This is a genomic window from Novosphingobium taihuense, assembly GCF_007830315.1.
GTDB lineage: Bacteria > Pseudomonadota > Alphaproteobacteria > Sphingomonadales > Sphingomonadaceae > Novosphingobium > Novosphingobium taihuense.
Genome location: NZ_VLKJ01000004.1, coordinates 273357 through 295549 on the forward strand (window position 1 = coordinate 273357; position 22193 = coordinate 295549).

The following is a 22193-nucleotide window of genomic DNA, read 5'->3' on the forward strand; positions in this document are numbered from 1 at the left end:
AATGGGCAGGACAGGTTTTAGCCAGTCAAATTGTTGCCAGTCACCTGCAAGGGAATATTGCGCATTCGGCACGAAAGCCCCTGTAACCACGCAGGAGTTTCACCCGAACCAGTCCCCCTGCATGCCCATCCACAGCGCCATTCCGGCAATTGTTGCCGTCTCGCCGCGCAGGATTCGCGGGCCCAGCGAAAGCGCTACGGCTGCCGGATGCGCCCGTACCGCTGCCCGCTCCGCCTCGTCGAACCCGCCTTCCGGTCCGATCAGCAAGGCCGCAGGCCCGGCGTGCAACGAAAACGCCACCGCCGCCGGCATACCCCCATTCTCGTCGGCAAAGAACAGTGTCCGCCCCTCGGGCCAATCGCGCAGCAGGTGATCGAGTTTCGCCCTATCGCTCAGTTCGGGCAGAGCGGTCCGCGCGCACTGCTCTGCAGCCTCGGTCATGATCGTCAGCGCCCTTTCGGGATTGAGCTTGTCCGCCACGCAGCGCCGCGTCACCACGGGCACGACCCGCGCCGCGCCCAATTCCGTCGCCTTTTCCAGCACCAGATCAAAGTTCGGCTTCTTGAGCAGCGCGGCACAAAGCCAGAAATCCGGCACTTCCTCGCGCTCGCGCATCAGCCGCTCGCACTCGACCACAACCTCGCGCTTGCCCGCCTCGACCACCCGCGCCAGCCACTCGCCGGTCCGGTTGTCGCAAAGCACCACCGCATCGCCCGCGCCCACGCGCATCACCTTGGCCAGATAATGCGCCTGGGGCCCGTCGATCGGCAGTCGCAAGCCCTCTCCCAATGTCGTATCGACGAAGAGCCGCGGTGCGGACTTGGGCGGCCAGGCAGGAGTCGCTGTCATCATCCAGGCCTAGCGCGTCTGATATCTTTCGTTAAGAGTTTGTAATGTGACTTCCACCAATTCAGAAACAATCGTCCCCGACAGCGAGCATAGGGGCCTCGTCGCCAGCCTGCCGCAGCCGTGGCGCAATCTCGCCCTGCTCGCCCGGTTTGACCGGCCGATCGGCTGGTGGCTGTTGTTCTGGCCTTGCGCGTGGGGGCTGTTCCTTGGTGGCGGCACTTCGCGTTGGGGCATTCTGGCGTGGATGCTGCTGGGCGCCATCGCCATGCGCGGGGCAGGGTGCGTCTATAACGATATCGTCGATGCCGATCTCGATGCCCGCGTCGCCCGCACCGCGGCGCGACCCATCGCCAGCGGCGCAACCTCAAAGCGCACCGCATGGATCTGGCTGCTGACGCTCTGCGCCGTCGGCCTCGTCGTCCTGCTGCAACTGCGCTGGGAAGCGCAACTCGTGGCGTTGGGCAGCCTCGGCCTCGTCGCTGCCTATCCTTTCATGAAGCGTCTGACCGGCTGGCCTCAGGCATGGCTCGGCCTCGTCTTCACATGGGGCGCTCCGGTCGGCTGGGTAGAGGCATGGGGCTTCGAACGTCTCGCCCCGCTCGCCGCGCTCTATGCCGGCTGCTGGGCGTGGTGCATGGCCTATGACACGATCTATGCGATGCAGGACCGCGAGGATGATGCGCTTGTCGGCATCGGCTCCTCTGCGCTGTCGTTCGGGCGGCATGTGCGCACAGGCGTGGGCGGGCTATATGCCTTGGCACTGGCCTGCTGGTCGGTCGCGATATGGCTCACCCGGTCCGATCCACTGGCCCTGCTCGCCCTGTTACCGGTCGCGCTCCATCTTCTCTGGCAGGTCGCTACACTGAAGGAAGACGGTGCTGATCCGCTGGTCAAGTTCCGCTCCAACCGCTTTGCCGGACTACTCATGGCAGCGGCCTGCTACGTCGTCGGCGCGGTCTGAGGCCCGAATAGCGCCTCGTGCCGCGCCTCGATTGCAGGCCAAAGTCCAGCCGCTTCGGGCACGTCGAGCAGGAACAGCTCAAGCAAGATCTCGACCAGTTCCTGCGCCGAGGCGATTTCTCGCCGGTCCTCACCGCTCGTCGTCACCACTGAAATCACCTTGCCGCGCAGCATGAGGTAGGAACTATCCGCGCGCCGTTGCGCCGTCAGGTTCTGGACGAAGACCGACGCCAGATCAGTCGCCTGCCACTCACACAGCGCGGACAGTTGCGCCTCGTCGGCGGGTTCTGCCGCAAAGTCATAAGACATTTCCGAAGTTCCGAGCGACACGGACACCCGCCACAAACCGTCATCGGTATGCCCGAGCGCCACCGGCAGCGGATCGTGCAGCCATTCGCCGGTCCGCAAGGGCAACGGCGCGCCGAGCCAGCTGCCGAACCCGGCATCGACCAGATGCGGTCCCTCGCAGTCCACCAGCAGGCACAAGTGCGATCCCATCGACTCGTCCCCGCGCACCTGCCGCATCACCCCGGCACTCATTCGCGTCACGTCGCAGCCGATGGCCGCCAATGCCGCGCCAAGCACGCCGTTGTGCTCGTAACACCACCCACCGCGCCGCGCCTCGACCAGCTTGACGAAGGCCGCAGCGGGATCGGTCGTCAGCGGGTGGCCCAGTTGCACATCAAGGTTCTCAAACGGAATCGCCTGCACATGCGCTCGCACGATGGTGTCCAGCGTGGCCAAGTCGGGACGGACCGGGCGATCCAGCCCGATCCGCGCCAGATAGGCGTCCAGTTGCGAGGGCGACAGCGCTTCAACCGGCATAGCTGACCACTTCGAACTCGATCCCGTCCCAGTCGTAGAAATAGAACCGGCGGCCCGGCTCGTAGTTGGCATGATTGAACGGTTCGAGGCCCGCTGCAATGACGATGCGCTCGGCTTCGTCCAGATCGTCGACTTCCACGCCGATGTGCTGCAGCGGCACGCCTTTCTCGAAGCGACCGGACGTGCCTTCCTTTGGCGCGTAGAACACAAGGTACTGGTCATCGGTCCCCAAATGGATCGAGAATCCGTCGTCGATCGCAGGTCCGCGCCAGCGTTCGTGCCAGCCGCAGAGCGTGGTGAAGAACGCAGCGGAACGTTCGGGATCGCTGACGCGGATGTTGACGTGTTCGAGGCGGGCAGTCGGCATCGCAATGTCCTTCCAAGGCACTGATTTGATTCGATGCTTGTGAATCTGCAACCTCAAGTAAACTTGAGGTCAAGCGAAAACCGCGGAGTCGCAGAACCTTGGCCTTAAGTCGCAACGATCTGATCCCGATTGGCGTGCTCTCCCGCCGCACCGGCCTCGCGGTCAGCGCGATCCGCTATTACGAGGATCGTGGCCTCGTCACCTCGATCCGCACCGGCGGAAACCAGCGCCGATTCCTCCGATCGGACATCCGCCGCCTGAGCTTCGTGCAGATCGCACAGAAGCTCGGGCTGGGTCTTGCAGATATCGCGCGCGAGCTTGCCGCCCTGCCGCAGGGCCGCACGCCCAACGTGATGGACTGGCAGCGCATAAGCCGTTCCCTGCGAAAGGAAATCGACAGCCGCATCCAGCTCCTCACCCGCACCCGCAACAAACTCGACGAATGCATCGGCTGCGGCTGCCTCAGCCTCGAACGCTGCGCCCTCTACAACAAGGACGACCGTGCGGCGGCGGGGGGAACAGGGCCGAGGTATGTGCTGGATTAGATGGCTGCGTCGTTCATATCTGCGCTGCCCAATACCGGCTTCGCGCCGCAGGCGATGGTGGCGCAGCCAAAGAACGCTTTGCGGAACTCCGCGTTCAGCCCCTGCGCGCGAAGCATGTCGACAAACACGCGGGCGTCGCCGAAGTTGGTGCTGTAGGTTCCGATCATCGCGAAATCGTTCGCGCCGCGCAGCAGCAGTCGCTCGACCAACGGCAACACGACTTTCAAGTGAAACAGATAGAGGCCGCGCAGCCACCAGCCGCGCGGGTCGGATGCTTCAATAAACGCAAATCGCCCGCCCGGCTTCAAAACGCGCGCAGTAAGTTGCGCCAGCTTGCGTTGTTGTTCAGCGTTGAAGGTCTTGAGGCCGAATGTCGAAACCACGAAATCGGCGCTCGCGGCCGGGAGATTGCTTGCCAGCACATCGTCCTCGATGAAATCGATCCGATGCGCACGCATCGCGTGAAGGCGCTTCATGGCCAGCTGGTGCATCCCAGCTGATAGATCGACTGCCGTAATCTGAGAAATGTGCGGGTTGGCTTCAAGCAGGTGTGGCCAGACCTCGCCGGTTCCGGCCATCAGGTCATAGCCCACGCGCGCGCTTGCATCGATCCCGAGCGCTGCAACGCACTGCTTGCGCCAGCGTTCGGTGAAGCCAAGCGAACAGACGTAGCTGAAGGCGATGTATTTGCCCGAGCACCGGTCGAAGACGCCTTTGACAAACGCCGGATCGTAGATGTCGCCGGTCGGTCCGGTCGGTCCGATCGGTCGGGTCAACCCGCCGCCTCCAACAGCTCCACCGCCCCACCAAGGTCCACGCTGACCAGGCGCGAGACGCCGCGTTCGACCATGGTCACGCCGAACAGGCGGTGCATGCGGCTCATGGTCACGGCGTTGTGGGTGACGATGAGGTAGCGGGTGCGGGTTTCGGCGACCATGGCGTCGAGAAGGTCGCAGAAGCGCTCGATATTTGCGTCATCGAGCGGCGCGTCGACTTCGTCGAGGACGCAGATCGGGGCGGGGTTGGTGAGGAAGAGGGCGAAGATCAGTGCGACGGCGGTCAGCGCCTGCTCGCCGCCCGAAAGAAGAGTCAACGATTGCAGGCGCTTGCCCGGCGGTTGTGCGAAGATTTCGAGGCCCGCCTCGAGTGGGTCGTCGGAATCCACCAGCGCCAGATGCGCCTCGCCACCGCCGAACAGACGCCCGAACAGGCGACGGAAATGGCCATCGACGGCTTCGAACGCGGCGCGCAGTCGCTCACGACCCTCGCGGTTGAGGTTGCCGATGGAGCCTCTAAGTCTATGAACAGCCTCGGTTAATTCAGCCTGCTCGGCAACGCTTGTGCCCAGCCGTTCCTCGGCATCGGCCAGTTCATCGGCGGCGACAAGATTCACCGGCCCGATCCGCTCCCGCTCTGCCGAAAGACGGTCCATCGTGGCGGACTCTTCGGCAGCGGCGGCGACATCGGCAGACGAGAACTCGAAGCGCTCGGGAAGGAGGGGGGGAGGGCACTGGAATCGCTCGCCGGAAATGGCCGCCATTTCCTGTCGGCGGGCATCCTCGTTTTCGGCGCGGGCGGACGCTCCGGCGCGTCCCTCGCGGGCGGTTGCCAGGGTCTCGTTTGCCTCGGCCAGTGCGGCGTCTGCTTGCGAGAGTTGGCCTTCTGCCTCGGAGAGTTGCCGCTCTGCCTCGGAGAGTTGGAGAGTGAGGCGCGCGCGGATCGTCTCGCCCTGTTCGATCTCTGAAATCAGCCCTGCAGGCTTGGCGGCAGAGATCGCGCGCTCGGCTTCAAGCTCCTCGCGCCGCCCGGTCATCTCGGCCAGACGCTTGGCCGCGTCGCCTGCGCGGGCCTGCCAGGCGCGGATATCGCCCTTCAGTCCGGCCAATCGTTCCTTGCCCGCAGCAATCTGCTGTTCGAGCGCGGCAGAGGCAGCGGTAGACGATTGAAGCGTAGTGCGGGCGGCATCGTTACGCGCACGGGCCGCTTCAAGCGCGGCGCGTCCGGCAGCAGGATCGGGCAGGGTGCTGCGCTTGTCCTCGGCAGCGGTGACTTCAGCCTGTGCCGCAACGCGTTGTTCTGCAAGCTCTTCTTGAGCACGCGCGAGTTCTGCCTTGCGCTGTTCGAGCCGGGCGCGGGCAGCCTCGGCAGCATCGAGAGCACGTAGCGCAGTACGCTCGGCATCGGCGGCGGCGGAGAGGGTGCGTTCGACTTGCGAGAGTGCGGTCTGGACTTCGGCAAGTTGGCCACGGACCTGCTCCTGCGCGGCCTCGGCAGCGGCCACGGCGTCACGGCGTTCGGGCAGCAGGGCCTGTAGATCGGCCAGGCGGTTCTCCGCCTCGAGCGCCGCCGCTTCGGCCGCACCTTCGCCGCGCGCGACGAAACCGTCCCAGCGGCGCAAGTGTCCGGCCCTTGTCACCAGCCATTCACCGGGCGCGAGCGGCTGGCCTTCATCGGCATCGGCAAAGCGGACCAAAGCAAGGCGCGCGGTCAGTTCCGGTGGGCATTGCGGGACGTGGTGGGCGAGTGAGTCGGCGAGTGCAGTCGGTGACTCGGCCCCGGTCCAGAACCGCCCCTCGGCGCCTGCGGGTGCAGCACCGACCGGGGCTGAGGCATCGCGGCCAAGCACTGCGGCGAGCGCGCGCTCGTATCCCGGCGCGGCGCGGGTTCCGGTGATGGCGGATTGGCCCAAGCCTTTGGCGGCGCGGGCCTTTTCGCGAGCGGCCTTGTCGCGGGCGAGCGCGTCGGCCTCTCGCTCGATCCCGGCGAGATCGGCGCGGGCCTGGGCAAGCGCATTGCTCGCGGCATCGCGGCGGGTGGAGAGGTCCTCGCGCTGGCGGGTCAGATCGGCGCGGCTTGCCTCGGCTGTGGCGATGGCGGCTGCGGCCTCGGCCCGCTTGGCTTCGGCAGCAGTGATCTGCTCGGCAGGGTCGGCCTCGCGGGCGAGCGCATCGGCTTGATGGGCGAGGCGGGCAGCATCGGAATCGAGGCGGGCAAGGCGCTGGCGGGCGGCGACGACGGCGGCTTCGGCCACGCGCCACTCCGCGTCGATCCCGGCCTGTTCGGCTACGCGCTGGGCAAGCGCGACTTCGGCGGCGCGGGCGGCGCGGTCGGCATCGTCCACGGCGGCGGCAAGGGTCGGGCGGCGCTCGCTGTCAGCGGCGAGCGCGGTTTCAGCAAGGCCAAGGTCGTGATCGAGCCGGGCCATGGCGGCTGCGGCGTCTTCGGTCAGCCGGTCGGCGCTGGCGCGGTCTTCCTCGATCCGCGTCAGCTGGCGGTCAATGTCCTTGACCCGCTGTTCGGCGGCTTCGAGCTGGGCGGTGAGCGAGGCCATGCGCTGGCCGTGGGCCGAAGCATCCTGACGGCGGTCGAACAGTTCGTCGCGCGCTTCGGCAAGCGTTGCGGCGGCCTTGTGCTGCGCCTTCTGCGCCTGCTGGGCGAGTTCGGTTGCAGTGCGGACCGCTTCGTCTGCGGCGACGGCCTGCTTGCGCGCTGCTTCGGCGGCGGCGGCGGCATCGCGCCAGCGGGCGAAGACGAGCCGCGCTTCGGCAAGGCGGATCTTCTCGCTGACCGCCTTGTAGCGCTCTGCCGCGCGGGCCTGCCGCCTGAGCGTGGCGATCTGGCTTTCGAGGCCGGAGAGCATGTCCTCGAGCCGTCCGAGATTGGCTTCTGTTGCACGCAGCTTCTGTTCGGCATCGCGTCGGCGGACGTGGAGGCCCGCTATTCCGGCGGCCTCTTCGAGCATCATGCGCCGTTCGGTGGGCTTTGCGGCGATGACTGCGGCGATCCGCCCCTGGCTGACCAGCGCGGGGCTGTGTGCGCCGGTGGCGGCATCGGCAAAGACAAGCGCGACGTCCTTGGCACGGACGTCCTTGCCGTTGACGCGATAGGCGCTGCCAGCACCCCGTTCGATCCGGCGGACGACTTCGAGTTCCGCGCCGTAAGGTCCGTCAGGATCGGTTTCGGCGGTGAGCAGGACTTCGGCGAAGGCGCGGGCAGGGCGGGTGGCGGTGCCCGCAAAGATCACGTCTTCCATGCCCCCGCCGCGCATCGACTTGGCCGAGCTTTCGCCCATGACCCAGCGGATAGCTTCGAGAAGGTTCGACTTGCCGCAGCCGTTGGGGCCGACGACACCGGTGAGGCCGGGTTCGATGCGCAGTTCGGCAGGCTCGACAAAGCTCTTGAAACCCGACAGCTTCAAGCGCTTGAATTGCACCGATCAGGCCCCCCGTCGAACCGCCTTGCCCCCGGCGGCCTTAGCGCGCGCCGGCCTTCTGCAGCATCGGCTCGAGTTCCTGCCAGCTGGCAACGCCGGTCTTGCTACCGTTGAGGAAGAAGGTGGGCGTACCGGTGATGTCGAACTCCTTGCTCCACTGCTCGTTGGTTGCGGCGAGCTTGGTGGCCTTGGCGCTGTCAGCCAGGCAGGTGGAACCCTGTGCTGCTGCGATGCCGCGCGAGGCGAAGAATTCGCTCATCCCGCCGAGCTGGGCGATGCCGGCAAAGCGCTTGTCGACAGGCAGGTTCTGGATCTGCTGGAAGGCGGCTTCATCCTTCTGCAGGTTGGTGAACATGTTGGGCTGCCAGGCCCAGAACTGTTCGGAGAGCGGGATGACAGCTTCAGGCGCGCCGCAAGTGGCAAGCAGCACAGCTGGCATGTCGAGCGCGTTCAGGAGGAACAGGCGCAGTTCGTAGGAAACGCGGCCCGAGGCGATGTATTCATCGCGCAGCTTGGGGAAGCCCTTTTCCGAGAACTCGGCGCAGTGCGAGCACGAAAGCGCGCCGAATTCGATCAGCTTGATCGGCGCGTTGGGGTTGCCCATCAGGTAGCCGCCCTCTGGCGTGGCCGAGAAGGTCTCGGTCCATGAGGTGCCCGCAGGTGCCGGAACCTTGGCGATGGGTTCGGAGCTTGCCACTTCGCCGGTGGCAGCAGCGTCCTTCTTGTCGCAGGCGGCGAGGCCGAGGGTCAGCGGCAGAGTGGCGAGGAGAAGGGCGCGGGCGAAGTTCATCGTCTGGAGATTCCCGTGTTCATGCGGTTTGCGCGGACGCTAGCGGATTGTGGCGAGGGTTTGAAGGGCCGCGATGGCGGGGGTGTGGATGAGCAGTCTCTGGGCTCCATGCCTACCCCCGACCCCTCCCGCTAGCGAGAGGGGGGAAGAGCGGCGAATCAGTTCATCCTGGCGAGGATCTGGGGGCGCAGGCTGTCCCAGTCGTGGGTGCCGGCGAGCAGGATGCCGTCGATCATGAAACTTGGGGTACCGGTGACGCCGAGGGTTTCGGAGGCGTAATCGGTCTGCTTTGCCAGCTTTTTGGCCAGCGCCTCGTTGGCAAGGCAGCGGTCCATCGTCTGGCGGTTCATGCCGCGAGCAGCCATGAACTCGTAAAACTTGAAATCACTGGCGATGGCGCGGGTGCGGGTGGCGAAGGGGCCGGTGAACCAGCGCTGGCGCTGCGCTTCGGTTGAGTTCGTGAGCGGGCCGATCCACTGCGGCTGCAGGCGCATGAACGCAGTGTGCAGCTGGAAGAAGCGGCTGGGCGGGGCGCAGTTGGTGATCAGCGCCACGGTCATGTCGACCGGATCGCGCACGAAATTGCGCACCTCGACCGCGCCCTTGCCCGGCGCGATCATGCCGATCTTGAGCTGGCCTTCGGACTCGGTCTCGAAATGCGAGCAGTGCGGGCAGGTGTAGCTGACGAATTCGATCAGGCGCAGCTTGGCCGCAGGATTGCCGAGCAGGTGGTTGCCTTCGGGCGTGGCCGTGCTGGTGACGGCCCAATTGAGGCCGCCAGCAGGGCGCGGCGGCGCCTTTTTCGCAGGCTGGCCGAACGAGCCCGATGCAATGAGCGCTGTGGCAGCAATTGCGGCTGTGACGAGCTTGCGGATCATCCGACTTTCTTCCCCCCGGTTGCACTATCAAGACTGCGCGCCAGCGATTCCAGAACGGTGCGCAGTTCCGGATCGCCGATGTCGCGCAGCGAATCCCCCAGCTCCATCGGAATGGGCTTCAATGAAGGGGGCGCCGCGCGCAGCTGATCCTTGGGCTTTGGTGCCTGAACAGCGCCTTGCCGGATCTTGACCTTGGCCACGGCGCGATAGCCGAAGAAGCGGTTCACCCGCTCGATGATTTCGGGCGTGACGTGCTGGATCATCGGCGCATGGGCAGGGCTGACGACAAGCTGGAGAATGCCTTCGGTCTTCTCGCCCGGTGGAAAGCGGATCGATTCAGGCATGCAATTGCGGGCGTGCCGTTCGCCCACGATCTCGGGCCAGCGGGTGACGACGCTCGATTGCACGAAGCCGAAACGGCGGAAGGCAGTACGGCCGATTGCGGGCATGAGATCGGCGATCTGGCGCGCTTCGCCGCCACGGGGGCGCTCGTACAGCCTGCCCGCATCGGCCTTTGCCCCCGCTTTCGTTGCCGGGCGGGGTTTGCGTTTGGGCGCGTCCGAAGGGGTGCTTTCCATATCGCTTCGCGCCATGCCATAGGTGCGCGATGCAAGCCAGAGAGGAAGCCGCAAAGTCGTTCGATACCGAGGCAATCGCCCCGGCTTTGCTGGCGTGGTACGATGCCAATGCGCGGCGGCTGCCGTGGCGCAGTTTGCCGGGGGAAGAGCGGCAGGACCCTTACAAGGTCTGGCTCTCCGAAGTGATGCTGCAGCAGACGACGGTGGCGGCGGTGGGGCCGTATTTCGCGAAATTCACCGAACGCTGGCCGACTGTGGCCGATCTCGCGGCGGCGGACGATGCCGATGTCATGGCGGCCTGGGCGGGACTGGGGTACTATGCCCGGGCGCGCAACCTGCTGGCCTGCGCGCGCGCGGTGGCGGCAATGGGCGGGGCATTTCCCGATACCGAGGCGGCCTTGCGGGAGCTTCCGGGGCTGGGAGACTATACGGCGGCTGCCGTGGCGGCGATTGCCTTCGGGCGGCGCGCGGTGGTGGTCGATGCGAACGTCGAGCGCGTTGTGGCGCGGCTCTTCGCGATCGACGAGCCATTGCCAGCGGGCAAGGCGGCGATCCGTTTCGCGGCAGGGCAGGTCACGCCGGACGAGCGGGCGGGGGATTTCGCGCAAGGGATGATGGACCTTGGCGCGACGATCTGCACCGCCAGAAGCCCGCGCTGCATGCTGTGTCCCTTGCGCGAGGTGTGCCGGGGCTATGCAGAGGGATCGCCCGAGCGCTTGCCGGTGAAGGCGGCGAAGAAGGCCAAACCGGTGCGGCAGGGGCGGGCCTACTGGATCGAGCGCGAAGGCAAGGTGCTGCTGATCAAGCGGCCGGGACGCGGAATGCTGGGCGGAATGCGCGCGCTACCTGACGACGGCTGGTCGGCACGGGGCGATGGGGCAGAGGCGCTGGAGGGGCAATGGCGCGCGGGCGGGATCGTCCGCCACGGGTTCACGCATTTCGATCTCGAATTGCAATTGATGCTTTCGGTTCAGGCACAAGCGGTTAGTCTGCCCGAGGGAGAATGGTGGCCGGTCGAAACGATCGAGGCCGCCGGATTGCCGACCGTGTTCGCCAAGGCGGCGCGGCTGGCGATTGCCGAGAGGATAGACTGACACATGCAAAGAATGGCGGTTTCGCGGCGGGGATTCATCGGATCGCTGGGACTGGTGGCGGGGAGTGCTTTGCTCCCGCGCATGGCCTGGGCAAGCGCGGCGGCAGAGGCGCGGTTTCCGGCGGTGACGGCGATGCTCGATGGCTATGTTTCCTCGGGCAAGCTGCCAGGGATGATCGCGGCGCTGGGCTGGGGTGCGGGCGAGGCACCGCTGGACATTGCACGCGGGACGCTGGCCAAGGGGCTGGCGCTGCCGGTCGACATGGACAGCCTGTTCCGCATCTATTCGATGACAAAGCCGATCACCGGGATGGCGGCGATGATGCTGGTGGACGAGGGCAAGCTGCGGCTCGACCAGCCGATTGCCGACCTGTTGCCAGCGTTCGGCAAGATGCAGGTGCAGGTGACGCCGGACGGCTCGCTGACGGATCTGCGTCCGGCAAGGGGCCAGATCACCGTGCGTCATCTGCTGACGCATACGGCGGGCCTTGGCTATTCGATCATCCAGAAGGGGCCGATCAAGGACGCCTATATCAAGGCAGGACTGGTGCCGGGGCAAGCGAGCCGGATGCCGATGCCCGGGATGGACGCGCCCAAGCCGTTGAAGAGCCTGGCCGAGTTTGCCGATGTGCTCGCAACGATGCCGTTGGTCTATGAACCGGGGAGCGTGTGGAGCTATTCGGTCGGGCTTGACCTGCTGGGACGGGTGATCGAGGTCGCCTCGGGCAAGCCGTTCGATGCATTCTTGGCCGAGCGGGTGTTCGGACCTTGCGGAATGAGTTCCACGTGGTTCCGCGTGCCCGCAAGCGAGGTCGGGCGGCTGACCACCAACTATGCCGCGGTGGGTGGCATGCTGTTTCCGGTCGATCCGGCAAAAGCCTCGATCTATCTCGATCAGCCGCCCTACCCGTTCGGCGGGGCAGGGCTGGTATCAAGCCCTCGCGACTATGATCGCTTCCTGCGGATGCTGCTGGGCTTCGGGAAGATAGACGGCACGCAGGTGATGAGTGAGGCGGCTGTCCGGCTGGGGACAAGCAATCTCCTGCCCGAGGGTACCGACCTTTCGCAGTCCTTCATCAAGGGCAACGGCTTTGGCGCAGGCGGCTCGGTGGGGCTGGGCGTCGATGCCGGGACTTATGGCTGGGCGGGGGCGGCAGGGACCGTCGGCTTCGTCAATTACCGGGTGGGGCTGCGCGCGGGGGTCTACACCCAGTACATGCCTTCGGAAGCCTATCCGGTGCACAGGGAATTCGCGCAGGCCGTGCTGGCCGACGTAACGGGGAAGAAGGCCGCAGCCTGATGGACACTACGACGATTGCATTTGCGGGCGGCGGGCTCGACCGCGCCGACCATATCCGGGGCGATGCCGACAAGCTCGGCAGCCTGATGAACTGGCGCGCCCGGCTGCTGAAGCTTGAGGGGATCGACCCGGTGATCGCGCCCGATGGCGGGCTCGACTGGGGCACGCTGGCCGATGCCGACCCTGATGCGGAGCTGGTGTTCCTTGGACTTAGCGAGGACGGGCGCGGATGCTTTGCGCAAGTGACTCCGGCGATCATGGGCAGCGTTGCGCCGCCAAATCCGCGCCTGTGGGCAGCGATGGGATCGCTCACGCCCGGTGATCTTTCGATCTATGGCGGTGCGCGCAGTCTGGTGGACTGGCATGCGCGGCACCGCTTCTGCGCGCGGTGCGGTTCGGCAACGAAGCTGGCAAAGGGCGGCTGGCAGCGGACATGCACCAACGATGCCTGCAAGGCCGAACACTTCCCGCGCGTCGATCCGGTGACGATCATGACCGTGGAGTGCGAGGGCGAGTTGCTGCTTGGCCGTCAGCCACGCTTTCCGCCACGGCGCTTTTCGGCGCTGGCAGGCTTCGTAGAACCGGGCGAGGGACTGGAAGACGCGGTGCGGCGCGAGGTGCTGGAAGAAGCAGGGATCAAGGTCGACGTCGTCGATTACGTGGCGAGCCAGCCCTGGCCGTTCCCGTCATCGCTGATGATCGCGTGCCATGCCTTCACCACGCAGCGCGAGATCACGATCGACGCGACCGAACTTGACGATGCCCGATGGTTCACGCGTGAGGAGGTTCGCTACGCCATGAGCGGGGCCGAGGATGGCGCATTCATCGCCCCGCCACCCTTTGCCGTAGCGCACCATCTGCTCAAGTGGTGGCTGTCGCAATGACGGCTTCCACGCCAGCCAAGGTCACTCTCGACATCTGGTCGGACGTGATGTGCCCGTGGTGCGTGATCGGGCTGAAGCAGCTCGACAAGGCACTGGCCGGAATGGCGGGGGAAGTGGACGCGACAGTTCGCTTCCATCCTTTCGAGCTGAACCCCGACATGCCCGAGGAAGGTGAGGAGCAGTCCGCTCACATTCAGCGCAAATATGGCCGAACACCGGAACAGTCGGCAGGGGTGCGCGAGACGCTGAAGGGTGCGGCCGAGCGTGCAGGCTATTCGTTCGACTACACCGGAGAGGGCGAAGCGCCCCCTGCGATGATGTGGAACACTCGGATGGCGCATCGGCTGCTGACCTGGGCCTTGCGCGATTACGGGCCGGGGCGGCAGGTGGATCTCAAGCGTGCCCTGTTCGATGCGCACTTCAAGGCGCGGAGGAACGTGTCAGATCCCGAAGTGCTGGCCGAAGTTGCAGAAGCCATAGGCTTGCCGCGGCTGAACGCGCTGCAGGCTCTGATCGACCCGCAGCTTGACGCGATCGTGACGACTGAGGAGCGGCAGGCTTGGGACTGGAACGTGACCGGCGTTCCGGCGGTGGTGATCAACGGCAAGCTCATCGTGCCGGGGGCGCAGGAGCCTCAAGTCTATGCCGACCTGATCCGGAAGGTTTTGGCTCGCGAGGCTGCCGGGAAGGCTTGAGGTCAGGCCAGATCGTCGATGGAAACGCCAAGGGCGTCCGCCAGCTTGCGGGCGGTTTCGAGCGAGCCCTTTCGGCGACCCGCTTCGATATCTGCGATCTGGACGCGGTTCACACCTGATGCCCGGGCGAGTGCGGACTGCGTCAGTCCTCGCAATTTGCGCCAGACGCGCAAGGGAGCTTCGCCCGCTAGCAGGCGCCTGAGCGTTTCGGCAGGAACGAGTTCATCGTCACCAGAAGCGATGGCCATCTTGGCGCGGTCAAAAGCGCGCAAGTCGCCCAATTCCTCCGCCGCGTGACGCAGGGCCTGATACTCATCAAGCGGGATGGTGATCATCTCACCCATGTCTGCCTCCATCAGTCATAGATCGACCCGCGCACACCAAAGCACGGCCAGAATGACGCCGTCTTCCATGATTACGCGCCAATCGCCTACTCTCAACCGGATGCCATTACGACCTTTCAAGGCCTTGACGTTGTTGGCTAGCGCAGAAGGGTCTGTCGCGTATAGCTCAATCTTGTCTATTACGCGTGCGGATTCGTTGGGGGGCATCCGCCTGAGCGACCGGATCGCAGCGCGTGTGTAGGTTATCGCCTTCACAGCGCTTTGTAGCGCATGGCTACATAGTAGTCAAGGACTACACCAGCCCCAGCTTCGCTAGCTCCGAGGCGATCTGTGCGGGCAGGACTTCGCCTGCTTCTCCTTCACCCAGGTCGGCGGGCGCGTCGGCTTCTTCCAGATAGCGCCAGCCTTGGTGAGCGCGCCGGGGTTTGGGGTGGACTTCAACCAGCTTCGTGCTGACGACGATATTGGTACGCCCGCCTTCGGCTTCCTCGAACCCGACGATTTCCGAGCGGGCGACAAGCTGGTGCTTGTGAATCCAGTAAAGCGAGCCGCCAATCATTTCCTCGGCGCGCTTGGGGCGGTTGCGGGTGGTGAGGTACGCGTACTTGGCGCCGCCCCGTCGGCCTTCGGCGGAGAACCACTCGTGGATCTCAGCGAGCGACTGGGCTCCGTAGGCCACCTTGGTCATATGCAGGGGCATGATCTTCTTCCGAACTAGGCCAGACCGCTCAACACAGCGAGGCCGAGGAACGAGAAGAAGCCCATGACATCGGTCGCCATCGTCACGAATACGGCCGAAGAGACAGCCGGATCCACCTTGAGGCGATCGAGTGTGACCGGGACCATGATTCCGGCAAGGCCAGCGACCAGGTTGTTGATGACCATGGCCGAGCCGATCACTGCGCCCAGCAGCGGGTTGCCGAACATCAGCGCAGTGCCACCGCCGATCAGCAGGCCGAGAGCGGCACCGTTGGTGGCGGCTATGCGCAATTCGCGCAGGATCATGCGCACGGTGTTGGAACTGGTCAACTGGTTCGTGGCGATGGCGCGGACGACCACTGCCAGTGTCTGTGTCCCGGCATTGCCGCCCATGCCTGAAACGATGGGCATGAGCACGGCGAGGAGAGCAAGCCTGGCAATTGCGCCCTGGAACAGACCGACGACCGACGATGCGATGATCGCGGTGCCGAGGTTCACCACCAGCCACGTGAGGCGCGTGCGGACCGTCAGCAGGATCGGCTCGTTGATGTCGCCATCGCCTGCACCGGACAGACGCAGGATGTCCTCGCTCGCCTCTTCCTGAATGATGTGGACAATGTCGTCGACGGTGATCTGGCCGACGAGACGCCCGCTTTCGTCAACCACGGCAGCCGAGATCAGCGCATACTTCTGGAAGCGCAGCGCGACTTCTTCCTGATCCATCGAGACCGGGATCAGAGTCTGGTCGCGCTTCATCACGTCGGCCAGCGGCACGCTGCGCGGCGCGCGCAGGATCCACGAGAGGCTGCAGGTGCCGACCGGATGGTGTTTGTGATCGACGATGAACACTTCCCAGAATTCGGTGGGCAGTTCGTCGTCGCGCCGCAGGTAATCGATCAGGTCGCCCACGGTCATTGCCTCGGGCACCGCGATCAGGTCGCGGCTCATCAAGCGGCCGGCGGTTTCTTCCGGATACGAGAGCGCCGATTCGATGGCAGCGCGGTCTTCCGGCTCCATCTCGGCGAGGACGGCCTGCTGGTCTTCCTCGTCAAGGTCTTCGATCAGGGCGACGGCATCATCCGTCTCCATCTGCTCGGCAAGGTCGGCGACCTCTTCGGGCTCGAGCTCCTCCACCAGCAGTTCGCGGACGTGATCGTTGAGCTCGGCAAGGACTTCGCCGCCCATCAGGTCGTTGATCGCGCGGGCGAGGGTTACGCGGTCATCCCGGTCGATCAGCTCGAAAAGGTCGGCGATGTCTGCGGGGTGGAGCGGTTCTACGAGATTGTAGACGGTCTCGTCGTCGCCCGCTTCGAGCGCTTCGGCAACCTTGCGCACGAAGCCGGGACGAAGGGTATTGTCTTCTTCGTCAAGGCTTTCGGAATTGCGCGCTAGCTCGACCGGCGCGGGCGCATCGTCCACGTCGGGGGCGTAGGATTCGATGAGGTCCTCGTCGCGCTCCATGGGGGCGGGTTAACCCCTGAGGCGTCAATTGCAACCGCCTAGCAGACCTATGCGTGAGTTTATTTGGGAGTGCGCCCAAGACATCCGTCTCCGGCTTTCGGCACCGGCCCGCTCCCCCACCCGGCCACCCATTCAGGATACTCTCGTGGGCGGCCGGGTGGGGGAGCGGGCCGGTGCCGCCCGACCAAAGCGGATACGCGTGACTTTCTTTTTTCAGCCCTTATATCGGCGCGCAAACAAGCAAGGATTGCTACCAATGGCTGACGAAAAACTGGTCCTCACGCTCGACTCCGGCGATGTCGTGATCAAGCTGCGCCCCGATCTGGCCCCTGGCCATGTCGAGCGGATCAAGGAACTGGCCGGCGAAGGCTTCTACGATGGCGTGAAGTTCCATCGCGTGATCCCCGGCTTCATGGCGCAGGGCGGTTGTCCGCAGGGAACCGGCATGGGCGGTTCGGACAAGCCGGACCTCAAGGCCGAATTCAACGCCGAACCGCACGTTCGCGGTGTGTGCTCGATGGCCCGCACCAGCTATCCGCACTCGGCCAACAGCCAGTTCTTCATCTGCTTCGATGACGCGCGCTTCCTCGACAAGCAGTACACCGTCTGGGGCCAGGTCGAGAGCGGCATGGACCTGATCGACGCGCTGCCCAAGGGCGAGCCGCCGGCAAACCCGGGCGTGATCCGCAAGGCGAGCGTTGTTGCCGCCTGATCGGATTGGACGACTGAATTGGAGAGGGGCGGGGCCGATTGGCTACCGCCCCTTTTTCTTGTCAGGAAGCGAGCCGCCGCACGGCCTCGCCTTGGGCTATCAGCGGCAGGAGGGCCGCCATTTCGGGTCCGTGATCGTGACCGGTCAGCGCCTGACGCAGGGGGAGGAAGAGCATCTTGCCCTTGCGGCCGGTGCTTTCCTTGAGCGCTCCGGTCAGGGCGCGCCATGGGTCGGCCGACCAGTCTAGCCCGGCAGCGATCTCGGCAGCCTGCGTGAGGAAAGCGCGGGTTTCATCATCGAACGCAGGGGCGGCGATCGGTCCGGTGATGACCTGCCACCAGTCGCGCGCTTCGTCGATGTGGGCGAGGTTGGGGCGGATTGCGTCCCATGCGCGCTCGCCCATGCCTTCGGGCAGTAGGTGCGCGACGCGTCCGTAAGGCAGGCGATGGACGATCTGGGCGTTGACTCGGTGGAGGTCGGCCTCATCGAAGCGAGCAGGAGCGCGACCAAAGCGGGACAGGTCAAAAGTCTCTGCGAGCGCGGCCGCATCAAGCGTAGCGTCGACCGGATCGGAGGTGCCGAGGCGTGCGAGCAGCGCAATGATTGCCTCGGGCTCGATGCCCTGTTCGCGGAAATCGGCCATGCCCAATGCGCCGAGGCGCTTGGACAGCTTGCCTTCGCTCCCGGTCAGCAGGGCTTCATGGGCAAATCGCGGCGGCGTGGCGCCCAATGCGGTGAACATCTGGATCTGCGTGGCAGTGTTGGAGACGTGGTCTTCGCCGCGCAGGACGTCGGTGATGCCCATCGCGATGTCGTCGATCGCCGAGGGAAGCATGTAGAGCCAGGAGCCGTCCGCACGGCGGATCACCGGGTCGGACATCTGACGTGGATCGAAGTTCTGGGGGCCGCGGATGCCGTCTTCCCACGTGATCGGCTGGTCGTGGTTGAGCAGGAAACGCCAGTGCGGCTTTTCGCCAGCAGCAGTCTTCGCTTCGTGATCGGCTTCGGTGAGCTTGAGCGCGGCGCGGTCGTAAATCGGCGGAAGGCCGCGGCCGAGCAGGATCTTGCGCTTGAGGTCGAGTTCCTGCGCGGTTTCGTAGGCGCGGTAGATGCGCCCCTGTTCGACGAGACGCTGGAACTCACGCTCGTAGCGATCGGTGCGCAGGGACTGGCGTTCCTCGCCGTCGTAGGTCAGGCCCAGCCATGCCAGATCGGCGCGGATCGCCTCGACGTAGTCCTCGCGGCTGCGTTCGGCATCGGTGTCGTCGATGCGCAGCAGGAACCTGCCGCCGGTCTTCTTCGCCAGCAGCCAGTTGTGGAGCGCGGTGCGGACGTTGCCGACGTGGAGCTTGCCGGTGGGCGAGGGGGCGAAGCGGGTTACTGTGGTCATGGGCGCTCCCCTAGCGCGCCACTCAATCAAGGGGAAGGCGGAGTCCTCACGGAATCAGGGCTACGGCGTGGATCGTGGCGTTGTAGAGTGCATCGTGGCGTTCGGCGCGGACGAAGCCCGCGATCGCCTCGGAAAAGGCTTCGCGCCTGCCGCTGATGGCGGCGCGGGCGAGGGCAGCGAGCGTGACCTCGTCCGGCGTCATGGCAAGGCAGCAGGGGCGGTTGACCATGAAGGGTTCGGGCCAGACCTGCTTGATTGTCATCACCAGACCGTGGACCGCGCAGGCCGCTTCGATGCTGCGGTAACGGCGGGCGAGGTCGGGTACCGGATCGCGACCGGCGGCATCGAACAGCGCGCAAAGGCGCATGGCCATGGTCACGTGCAGGCCTTTCAGCGAGAGGCCGCGCACGTCCTGCGGACGCGCCATGCTTTCGATCAGGGCGGAGAAGCGGGTTGAAGATTCGCCTGCCGGCATCGCACATCCTTTCTTGCGAACGATTCGCAAGTTAGGTCGCGCCTTCTCTCAGGTCAATGCGAATCGTTCGCAATAATTCAGCCTGTCCGGAAACCGTGGGTGATCGGATAACGCCGGTCTCGGCCATAGTTGCGCGCACCCAGCTTCACGCCGGGAGGGGCCTGGCGGCGCTTGTATTCCGCTATGTTGAGGAGCCGTTCGATGCGGCTGACGGTGGCGCGATCATGGCCTTCGGCCACGATCTGGTCGACGCTTTTCTCGTTCTCGACAAGGCCCACCAGAATGGCATCAAGCACGTCATAGGGCGGAAGCGAGTCCGAGTCCTTCTGGTCGGGGCGCAGTTCGGCGCTGGGTGGCTTGGTGATGATCCGCTGCGGCATGACAGGGCCGTCGGGACCGAGGCCGATCTTGGGGCGATGCGCGTTGCGCCATTCGGAGACGGCGAAGACGGTGGTCTTGTAGGCGTCCTTGAGCGGGTTGTAGCCGCCGTTCATGTCGCCATAGATCGTGGCGTAGCCGACGCTCATCTCGCTCTTGTTGCCGGTGGTGACGAGCATGGGGCCGAACTTGTTCGACAGCGCCATCAGCGTCACGCCGCGAATGCGGGACTGGATGTTCTCTTCGGTGAGGTCGGGCTGCTTGCCGGTGAACACCGGGGCCAGCATGTCGCCAAAGGCATCGACGGCGGGCGCAATCGGCACGGTATCGAGGCGGACGCCGAGCATGTTGGCGCAACCCTCGGCATCTTCGAGGCTTTCCTGGCTGGTGTAGCGGCTGGGCATCATCACGCACCACACGCGATCCGGCCCGAGCGCATCGACTGCAATCGCCGCGCAGATCGCCGAATCGATGCCGCCTGACAGGCCGAGGACCACACCGGGGAAGCGGTTCTTGTTCACATAGTCACGCAGGGCCATGACCATCGCGCAGTAGATGTCTTCGGGATGTTCGGCCAGTTCGTGCTCTTCTCCCGCCTCGCACCGCCAGCGCGAGCCGGAGCCGCGCGCGGTCTGCGTCCATACGGTGGTGACGACCGATTCTTCCCAGTCCGGCATCTGCACCCACAGCGCACCTTCCGGGCCGACGACGAAGCTGGCGCCATCGAACACGATCTCGTCCTGCCCGCCGACGCGGTTGAGGTAGGCGAGGGGGATGCCGGTGTCGATCGCGCGGCGCTTGGCCACGCCATCGATGCGCAGCACGTCCTTGTCGATCTCGTAAGGGCTGCCGTTGATGCAGATGAAGATTTCCGCGCCGAGTTCGGCAAGGTGGCGGCAGACATCAGGGTGCCAGATGTCCTCGCAGATCGGCAGGCCGAGCATTGCGCCCTTGAACAGCACCGGTTCTGGCAGGGGGCCGGGCATGAAGTAGCGCTTCTCGTCGAAGGTGCCGTAGTTGGGCAGTTCGTATTTGAAGCGGGTTGCGGCGATGCGGCCACCTTCGAGCAGGGCGACGCCGTTGTGCAGATCGCCATCGCGGATGAAGACCGAACCGACCAGCATGGCGGGACCGCCATCGGCGGTGACCCTGGCCAGCTTTTCGAGTTCCGACGCAGCGCGTTCGATCAGCGCAGGCTTCATGATCAGGTCTTCGGGCGGATAGCCGATCAGCATCAGCTCCGGATAGACAATCAGGTCCGAGTCCGGATTGCTCTCGCGCACGGCGAGCATGGCTGCGACGTTTGCAGCGAGATCGCCAACCGACTGGTTGAGCTGGGCGAGGGTGATGCGGAGCGTATCGGACATGTTGTAACCACTAGGCGGCAAAACCCATGGGCTGCAAGAGTTGCAAACCTGTCATCTTGGGCTAAGGGCGCGGTGGGGATCGAATCCGAGGGAATCGCACGCAATGAAGATCATGGCCGGCAACTCGAACCTGCCGCTCGCTCGCGCCATTTCGGCCTATCTCGAAATGCCGCTGACCGACGCCAGCGTGCGCCGCTTTGCGGATGAGGAAGTTTTCGTCGAAATTCACGAGAACGTGCGCGGCGAGGACGTTTTCGTCGTCCAGTCGACCAGCTACCCTGCGAACGACAACCTGATGGAACTGCTGATCTGCATCGATGCGCTGCGTCGTGCCTCGGCAAAGCGCATCACGGCGGTCGTCCCCTACTTCGGCTATGCCCGCCAGGACCGCAAGCCCGGCCCGCGCACGCCGATTTCGGCGAAGCTGGTTGCAAACCTTATCACCCAGGCCGGGGCCGATCGCGTGCTGGCGGTGGACCTCCACGCCGGGCAGATCCAGGGCTTCTTCGACATTCCTACCGACAACCTGTTTGCCGCGCCCGTCATGGCCGCCGACATCCAGACCCGCTACGGCACGCAGGAACTGATGGTCGTCTCGCCGGACGTCGGCGGTGTGGTCCGCGCCCGTTCGCTGGCCAAGCGTCTCAACAACGCGCCGCTGGCCATCGTCGACAAGCGCCGTGACCGTCCGGGCCAGTCCGAAGTGATGAACATCATCGGCGACGTGAAGGGCCGCATGTGCATCCTGATCGACGACATCATCGATTCGGGCGGCACGCTGTGCAACGCGGCGCAGGCGCTGATGGATGCGGGCGCGGCAGGCGTTTCGGCCTACATCACCCACGGCGTCCTTTCGGGCGGCGCAGTGGCGCGGGTCAGCAATTCGGCGCTCAAGGAACTGGTGATCTCGGACACGATCATGCCGACCGAGGCGACCGCATCATCCGACCGCATCCGCGTGCTGACGATTGCCCCGCTGATCGGCGAGGCTGTGCGCCGCATTGCCGACGAAAGCTCGGTCTCCAGCTTGTTCGACTGATCGAAGTACCGCTCAGGCGTTCTTCAGGCGCTCGAGCCAAGCGCGCGCCTGCTTCGGCTCGCCCACGGCATTGGAAGCAGGTTTCCCTCGGGATGCCATGAATTCGTCGTGGAGCGTGAAAGGCTCCATGAACAAGGCCTCGCGTGCATCGGCAATCTCATCTGCAAGATCGGTAAGGCTTTCGATCACCGGCGCGGTGGCGGCGCGCATGATCTTGTCGGCATTGTGGTCAAACAGGCCCCACTTGCCGGCAGCGGTCACTTCAAGCGCTTCGATGAGCGCGGCGAGATAGTCCGCTTCCATTTCGGAGCGGCGCTTGTCGAGACGTTCGAGACGGTCAGCTCTGGCCAT

23 protein-coding genes are annotated in these 22193 nt (G+C 65.2%); 8 read left to right on the forward strand and 15 right to left on the reverse strand.

What is annotated here, in order from left to right; translation table 11 throughout:
- Positions 1-99: 99 nt before the first annotated feature.
- Positions 100-849 (reverse strand): 16S rRNA (uracil(1498)-N(3))-methyltransferase, encoded by a 750-nt coding sequence (locus tag IQ25_RS10685; protein ID WP_144905569.1) that lies wholly within the window; start codon positions 847-849, stop codon positions 100-102.
- Positions 850-895: 46 nt separating this feature from the next.
- Between IQ25_RS10685 and ubiA the strand changes: the two genes are divergently transcribed.
- Positions 896-1810, forward strand: a complete 915-nt coding sequence (gene ubiA / locus IQ25_RS10690) for a 4-hydroxybenzoate octaprenyltransferase (RefSeq protein ID WP_144905571.1) — start codon at positions 896-898, stop codon at positions 1808-1810.
- On the opposite strand, the gene IQ25_RS10695 is transcribed toward ubiA, so the two are convergent.
- Entirely contained in the window at positions 1789-2634 is an 846-nt protein-coding gene (locus IQ25_RS10695; protein ID WP_158637730.1) for an arylamine N-acetyltransferase family protein, read from the reverse strand. The genes ubiA and IQ25_RS10695 overlap by 22 nt on opposite strands.
- Positions 2624-3001 carry a VOC family protein gene (locus IQ25_RS10700; RefSeq protein ID WP_144905575.1) on the reverse strand — a complete coding sequence of 126 codons (378 nt, stop codon included), beginning with the start codon at positions 2999-3001 and terminating at the stop codon, positions 2624-2626. The genes IQ25_RS10695 and IQ25_RS10700 overlap by 11 nt, the downstream gene beginning before the upstream one ends.
- A 98-nt stretch (positions 3002-3099) precedes the next feature.
- Between IQ25_RS10700 and soxR the strand changes: the two genes are divergently transcribed.
- Positions 3100-3546, forward strand: coding sequence for a redox-sensitive transcriptional activator SoxR (gene soxR / locus IQ25_RS10705; protein ID WP_144905578.1), 447 nt, complete (start codon positions 3100-3102; stop codon positions 3544-3546).
- Here soxR and IQ25_RS10710 read toward each other — a convergent pair.
- The 5 genes from IQ25_RS10710 to IQ25_RS10730 all read right to left on the reverse strand — a co-directional run bounded on the left by IQ25_RS10710 (position 3543) and on the right by IQ25_RS10730 (position 10005).
- Entirely contained in the window at positions 3543-4322 is a 780-nt protein-coding gene (locus IQ25_RS10710; protein WP_220094539.1) for a class I SAM-dependent methyltransferase, read from the reverse strand. The genes soxR and IQ25_RS10710 overlap by 4 nt on opposite strands.
- Complete coding sequence (locus IQ25_RS10715) at positions 4319-7759, reverse strand: chromosome segregation SMC family protein (RefSeq protein ID WP_144905580.1); 3441 nt, start codon at positions 7757-7759, stop codon at positions 4319-4321. The genes IQ25_RS10710 and IQ25_RS10715 overlap by 4 nt, the downstream gene beginning before the upstream one ends.
- A 40-nt stretch (positions 7760-7799) precedes the next feature.
- On the reverse strand, positions 7800-8549 hold the full coding sequence (locus IQ25_RS10720; RefSeq protein ID WP_144905582.1) for a thioredoxin domain-containing protein: 750 nt from the start codon (positions 8547-8549) through the stop codon (positions 7800-7802).
- 158 nt (positions 8550-8707) lie between these two features.
- Complete coding sequence (locus IQ25_RS10725; protein ID WP_144905584.1) at positions 8708-9427, reverse strand: DsbA family protein; 720 nt, start codon at positions 9425-9427, stop codon at positions 8708-8710.
- Positions 9424-10005 (reverse strand): DUF721 domain-containing protein, encoded by a 582-nt coding sequence (locus IQ25_RS10730; RefSeq protein WP_144905586.1) that lies wholly within the window; start codon positions 10003-10005, stop codon positions 9424-9426. The genes IQ25_RS10725 and IQ25_RS10730 overlap by 4 nt, the downstream gene beginning before the upstream one ends.
- Before the next feature lie 29 nt (positions 10006-10034).
- Here IQ25_RS10730 and IQ25_RS10735 point away from each other — a divergent pair, with 29 nt between their 5' ends.
- Genes IQ25_RS10735 through IQ25_RS10750 form a run of 4 tightly spaced genes read left to right on the forward strand, consistent with a single transcriptional unit; the run spans position 10035 to position 13977 of the window.
- Positions 10035-11099: an A/G-specific adenine glycosylase gene (locus IQ25_RS10735; RefSeq protein ID WP_144905588.1), complete on the forward strand. Its 1065-nt coding sequence runs from the start codon at positions 10035-10037 to the stop codon at positions 11097-11099.
- Between the two features lie 3 nt (positions 11100-11102).
- Positions 11103-12398, forward strand: a complete 1296-nt coding sequence (locus IQ25_RS10740; protein WP_144905590.1) for a serine hydrolase domain-containing protein — start codon at positions 11103-11105, stop codon at positions 12396-12398.
- Positions 12398-13282: an NAD(+) diphosphatase gene (nudC, locus tag IQ25_RS10745; protein WP_144905592.1), complete on the forward strand. Its 885-nt coding sequence runs from the start codon at positions 12398-12400 to the stop codon at positions 13280-13282. The genes IQ25_RS10740 and nudC overlap by 1 nt, the downstream gene beginning before the upstream one ends.
- Positions 13279-13977, forward strand: a complete 699-nt coding sequence (locus IQ25_RS10750; RefSeq protein WP_144905594.1) for a DsbA family oxidoreductase — start codon at positions 13279-13281, stop codon at positions 13975-13977. The genes nudC and IQ25_RS10750 overlap by 4 nt, the downstream gene beginning before the upstream one ends.
- Before the next feature lie 2 nt (positions 13978-13979).
- On the opposite strand, the gene IQ25_RS10755 is transcribed toward IQ25_RS10750, so the two are convergent.
- The 3 genes from IQ25_RS10755 to mgtE all read right to left on the reverse strand — a co-directional run bounded on the left by IQ25_RS10755 (position 13980) and on the right by mgtE (position 16481).
- Positions 13980-14321, reverse strand: a complete 342-nt coding sequence (locus IQ25_RS10755; protein WP_144905596.1) for a helix-turn-helix transcriptional regulator — start codon at positions 14319-14321, stop codon at positions 13980-13982.
- Between the two features lie 292 nt (positions 14322-14613).
- Positions 14614-15021: a DUF1489 domain-containing protein gene (locus tag IQ25_RS10765; RefSeq protein WP_144905598.1), complete on the reverse strand. Its 408-nt coding sequence runs from the start codon at positions 15019-15021 to the stop codon at positions 14614-14616.
- Between the two features lie 14 nt (positions 15022-15035).
- The gene (gene mgtE, locus IQ25_RS10770) at positions 15036-16481 is read right to left on the reverse strand and encodes a magnesium transporter (protein WP_221236615.1); all 1446 of its coding nucleotides are present in this window, start codon (positions 16479-16481) and stop codon (positions 15036-15038) included.
- A gap of 256 nt (positions 16482-16737) precedes the next feature.
- On the opposite strand from mgtE, the gene IQ25_RS10775 reads away from it, so the two are divergent.
- On the forward strand, positions 16738-17193 hold the full coding sequence (locus IQ25_RS10775) for a peptidylprolyl isomerase (RefSeq protein WP_144905600.1): 456 nt from the start codon (positions 16738-16740) through the stop codon (positions 17191-17193).
- 61 nt (positions 17194-17254) lie between these two features.
- Here the strand turns inward: IQ25_RS10775 and gltX are convergent, their stop codons facing one another.
- From gltX to IQ25_RS10790, 3 genes are all read right to left on the reverse strand, one after another.
- The gene (gene gltX / locus IQ25_RS10780; RefSeq protein ID WP_144905602.1) at positions 17255-18583 is read right to left on the reverse strand and encodes a glutamate--tRNA ligase; all 1329 of its coding nucleotides are present in this window, start codon (positions 18581-18583) and stop codon (positions 17255-17257) included.
- Positions 18584-18629: 46 nt separating this feature from the next.
- Positions 18630-19058 carry a hypothetical protein gene (locus IQ25_RS10785; RefSeq protein WP_144905605.1) on the reverse strand — a complete coding sequence of 143 codons (429 nt, stop codon included), beginning with the start codon at positions 19056-19058 and terminating at the stop codon, positions 18630-18632.
- Between the two features lie 77 nt (positions 19059-19135).
- Complete coding sequence (locus tag IQ25_RS10790) at positions 19136-20803, reverse strand: NAD+ synthase (protein ID WP_144905607.1); 1668 nt, start codon at positions 20801-20803, stop codon at positions 19136-19138.
- 103 nt (positions 20804-20906) lie between these two features.
- On the opposite strand from IQ25_RS10790, the gene IQ25_RS10795 reads away from it, so the two are divergent.
- On the forward strand, positions 20907-21842 hold the full coding sequence (locus IQ25_RS10795; protein WP_144905609.1) for a ribose-phosphate pyrophosphokinase: 936 nt from the start codon (positions 20907-20909) through the stop codon (positions 21840-21842).
- 12 nt (positions 21843-21854) lie between these two features.
- On the opposite strand, the gene IQ25_RS10800 is transcribed toward IQ25_RS10795, so the two are convergent.
- The gene (locus IQ25_RS10800) at positions 21855-22193 is read right to left on the reverse strand and encodes a hypothetical protein (protein ID WP_144905611.1); all 339 of its coding nucleotides are present in this window, start codon (positions 22191-22193) and stop codon (positions 21855-21857) included.

Bases quoted from the DNA above. Each gene is read 5' to 3' on its own strand.
- IQ25_RS10685 (WP_144905569.1), bottom strand. From the start codon at position 849: ATGACAGCGACTCCTGCCTGGCCGCCCAAGTCCGCACCGCGGCTCTTC.
- IQ25_RS10695 (WP_158637730.1), bottom strand. From the start codon at position 2,634: ATGCCGGTTGAAGCGCTGTCGCCCTCGCAACTGGACGCCTATCTGGCG.
- IQ25_RS10700 (WP_144905575.1), bottom strand. From the start codon at position 3,001: ATGCCGACTGCCCGCCTCGAACACGTCAACATCCGCGTCAGCGATCCC.
- IQ25_RS10720 (WP_144905582.1), bottom strand. From the start codon at position 8,549: ATGAACTTCGCCCGCGCCCTTCTCCTCGCCACTCTGCCGCTGACCCTC.
- IQ25_RS10725 (WP_144905584.1), bottom strand. From the start codon at position 9,427: ATGATCCGCAAGCTCGTCACAGCCGCAATTGCTGCCACAGCGCTCATT.
- IQ25_RS10730 (WP_144905586.1), bottom strand. From the start codon at position 10,005: ATGGAAAGCACCCCTTCGGACGCGCCCAAACGCAAACCCCGCCCGGCA.
- IQ25_RS10735 (WP_144905588.1), top strand. From the start codon at position 10,035: ATGCAAGCCAGAGAGGAAGCCGCAAAGTCGTTCGATACCGAGGCAATC.
- IQ25_RS10740 (WP_144905590.1), top strand. From the start codon at position 11,103: ATGCAAAGAATGGCGGTTTCGCGGCGGGGATTCATCGGATCGCTGGGA.
- nudC (WP_144905592.1), top strand. From the start codon at position 12,398: ATGGACACTACGACGATTGCATTTGCGGGCGGCGGGCTCGACCGCGCC.
- IQ25_RS10750 (WP_144905594.1), top strand. From the start codon at position 13,279: ATGACGGCTTCCACGCCAGCCAAGGTCACTCTCGACATCTGGTCGGAC.
- IQ25_RS10755 (WP_144905596.1), bottom strand. From the start codon at position 14,321: ATGGGTGAGATGATCACCATCCCGCTTGATGAGTATCAGGCCCTGCGT.
- IQ25_RS10765 (WP_144905598.1), bottom strand. From the start codon at position 15,021: ATGCCCCTGCATATGACCAAGGTGGCCTACGGAGCCCAGTCGCTCGCT.
- mgtE (WP_221236615.1), bottom strand. From the start codon at position 16,481: ATGGAGCGCGACGAGGACCTCATCGAATCCTACGCCCCCGACGTGGAC.
- IQ25_RS10775 (WP_144905600.1), top strand. From the start codon at position 16,738: ATGGCTGACGAAAAACTGGTCCTCACGCTCGACTCCGGCGATGTCGTG.
- gltX (WP_144905602.1), bottom strand. From the start codon at position 18,583: ATGACCACAGTAACCCGCTTCGCCCCCTCGCCCACCGGCAAGCTCCAC.
- IQ25_RS10785 (WP_144905605.1), bottom strand. From the start codon at position 19,058: ATGCCGGCAGGCGAATCTTCAACCCGCTTCTCCGCCCTGATCGAAAGC.
- IQ25_RS10790 (WP_144905607.1), bottom strand. From the start codon at position 20,803: ATGTCCGATACGCTCCGCATCACCCTCGCCCAGCTCAACCAGTCGGTT.
- IQ25_RS10795 (WP_144905609.1), top strand. From the start codon at position 20,907: ATGAAGATCATGGCCGGCAACTCGAACCTGCCGCTCGCTCGCGCCATT.
- IQ25_RS10800 (WP_144905611.1), bottom strand. From the start codon at position 22,193: ATGGCCAGAGCTGACCGTCTCGAACGTCTCGACAAGCGCCGCTCCGAA.